The sequence below is a fragment of the Vibrio sp. 10N.222.48.A3 genome (assembly GCF_041475345.1).
GTDB classification, from domain to species: domain Bacteria; phylum Pseudomonadota; class Gammaproteobacteria; order Enterobacterales; family Vibrionaceae; genus Vibrio; species Vibrio tasmaniensis_A.
The window spans coordinates 1-2042 of record NZ_JBFRVX010000576.1 but is presented as its reverse complement, the minus strand read 5'-3'; the positions used below and the strand labels follow the sequence as shown (position 1 = coordinate 2042).

Sequence of the window (2042 nt, the reverse complement as noted above, 5' to 3'; positions counted from 1 at the left end):
CTCAAAATACTTACCCCAAGACTTTCGTTAATGCGGATAGCTCACAGACAGTGATCCCATCTAAACCGACTCGAATCCTTTCTACCTCGGTGACGATTAGTGGGACGCTACTGGCTATTGATGCTCCTTTAGCCGCAACAGCACTCACTTATGAAGGGAAGTTTTTTAGTCAATGGGCAGATATTGCTGAACAGAGAAGCGTGGAAAAGGCATGGCCTGCCGGCAGCGTTGATTTAGAGTCTGCCTATATCTATGAACCTGATTTGATTGTTGTAGCATGGCGCGGTGGTGATTCGGCGAGAGATCAAATAGCTGAATTTAAGCAAATAGCACCAACCATTATTTTGGATTACACCGCACAATCATGGCAAGACTTGGCTTTGAGGCTTGGACAGGCGACAGGGTTAGAAGAACAAGCCCAACAAAAAATTAGCCAGTTTGAGTTGTTCGTTAACCAGAGTAAAAACAAGCTACAGATACCAGAAGGCGAAACCAATATTGTGGCGTATTTTGGACCTGGAGCTACCAATGCTATCGCTTTAGAGGATGGCGTTCATGCGGACTTGCTCACTGATCTTGGTTTTAAAATGGAAGTGCAAAATCGTCAATGGCATGACAACACCGTGCCTTTATCAGATTTTATGCGCGTCCACTTTGAACTGCTGACTCAACTTAAAGCCGATACGACATTTTTGCTAGAAGCGAGCGACGACAGCGCTAATCGATTCATGCATGACCCAATCTTGATCAACCTTCCGTCCGTCCAGAATAAACAAGTCTTTGGCCTAGGTGAGAATTCATTTCGTATCGATATGTATAGTGCCACTGAAATCGTTAACGACATTGTTCAGCTTTTTGAACGAGATACAAATGCAGGTTAATGGCTACAATGGGTAAAGGATGTCCGTAATGACAAGTATTGCTGGTCCTGCAGAAGCATTTGAACAGATAAGAAATGGACAACGACGACGATGGCTGATGGCGGGAGTCGTGTTGTTATTTTTTGCCTCGTGTTTTAGCCTTTTTATCGGCACGCATTACATATCGCCGGCAGTGACTTTGGATGCGATTTTTTCTTTTGATCCAACCAACAGTGATCATCTATTGGTTGTCCACCTTCGAATTCCACGCACCTTGTTAGCTTTAGTTATTGGCGGTGCGCTTGGTGTTGCAGGCGTTATCATGCAAAGCTTAACTCGTAACCCATTAGCAGATCCTGGGATACTCGGTGTCAATGCGGGGGCGACAGTTGCCATAGTCTCAGCGATAGCCTTTCTGGGCATCCATGATATGGCCTATGTGATGTGGTTTGGTTTACTTGGGGCGGCTGTTTCCGGAGCGGGTGTTTTTGCCCTTGCTGGGGTAAATAAAGGGGTTAACCCTGTAAGAGTTGTATTGGCGGGAACTGCTTTGTCGGTTGTGTTGCTTGCACTGACTCATATGATCACAATAAACAGCAATGAAATGGTGTTTGAACAATATAGACATTGGGCTGTGGGGTCATTTCAAGGGCGAGGTTACGATGTCTTGATCCCGGCTGCCATGTTAATAGCCATTGGATTAGTAATCGCATTTTCATTAAGTAAAGCCTTAGATACTGTCTCGTTAGGGGACGATATTGGTCACGCCTTAGGTGTTAACCCGATCAAAATATGGTGTTTTGCTTCTATTGCTATTGTGGTTTTAGCGGGGACCTCTACTGCGGCGGCTGGTCCTATCAGCTTTGTTGGTCTTACTGCCCCTCATATTGCAAGGATGGCGGCGGGGCCGGATCATAAATGGTTGATGCCTTTCTCTTTACTGATTGCATCCATTCTGGCGGTTGTCGCCGATGTGCTAGGCCGGATCGTCGGGTATCCCAATGAGATCAGTGTAGGTATTATGATTGCTCTAATCGGCGGGCCATTCTTTGTATTCTTAGTGAAACGTTGGAAGATATCTCTCCTATGATGATTGAGCCTTACACTCTTCAAAATTCTGGCTCGGGAAGTGTTGTACGCTTCGGTCAGTTTTCTTTCTGTTATCAACCGTCTCATATACGC

2 protein-coding genes are annotated in these 2042 nt (G+C 45.5%); both read left to right on the top strand.

The window, feature by feature from the left end:
* The coding region (fepB, locus tag AB4653_RS16375; RefSeq protein ID WP_372104748.1) for a Fe2+-enterobactin ABC transporter substrate-binding protein at positions 1 to 881 on the top strand (881 nt) is incomplete at its 5' end.
* A 28-nt stretch (positions 882 to 909) separates the two neighbouring features.
* Positions 910 to 1950 carry an iron ABC transporter permease gene (locus AB4653_RS16370; protein ID WP_102257352.1) on the top strand — a complete coding sequence of 347 codons (1041 nt, stop codon included), beginning with the start codon at positions 910 to 912 and terminating at the stop codon, positions 1948 to 1950.
* Positions 1951 to 2042 lie beyond the last annotated feature (92 nt).

Coding starts and splice junctions, on each gene's coding strand:
- AB4653_RS16370 (WP_102257352.1), top strand. CDS start 910: ATGACAAGTATTGCTGGTCCTGCAGAAGCATTTGAACAGATAAGAAAT.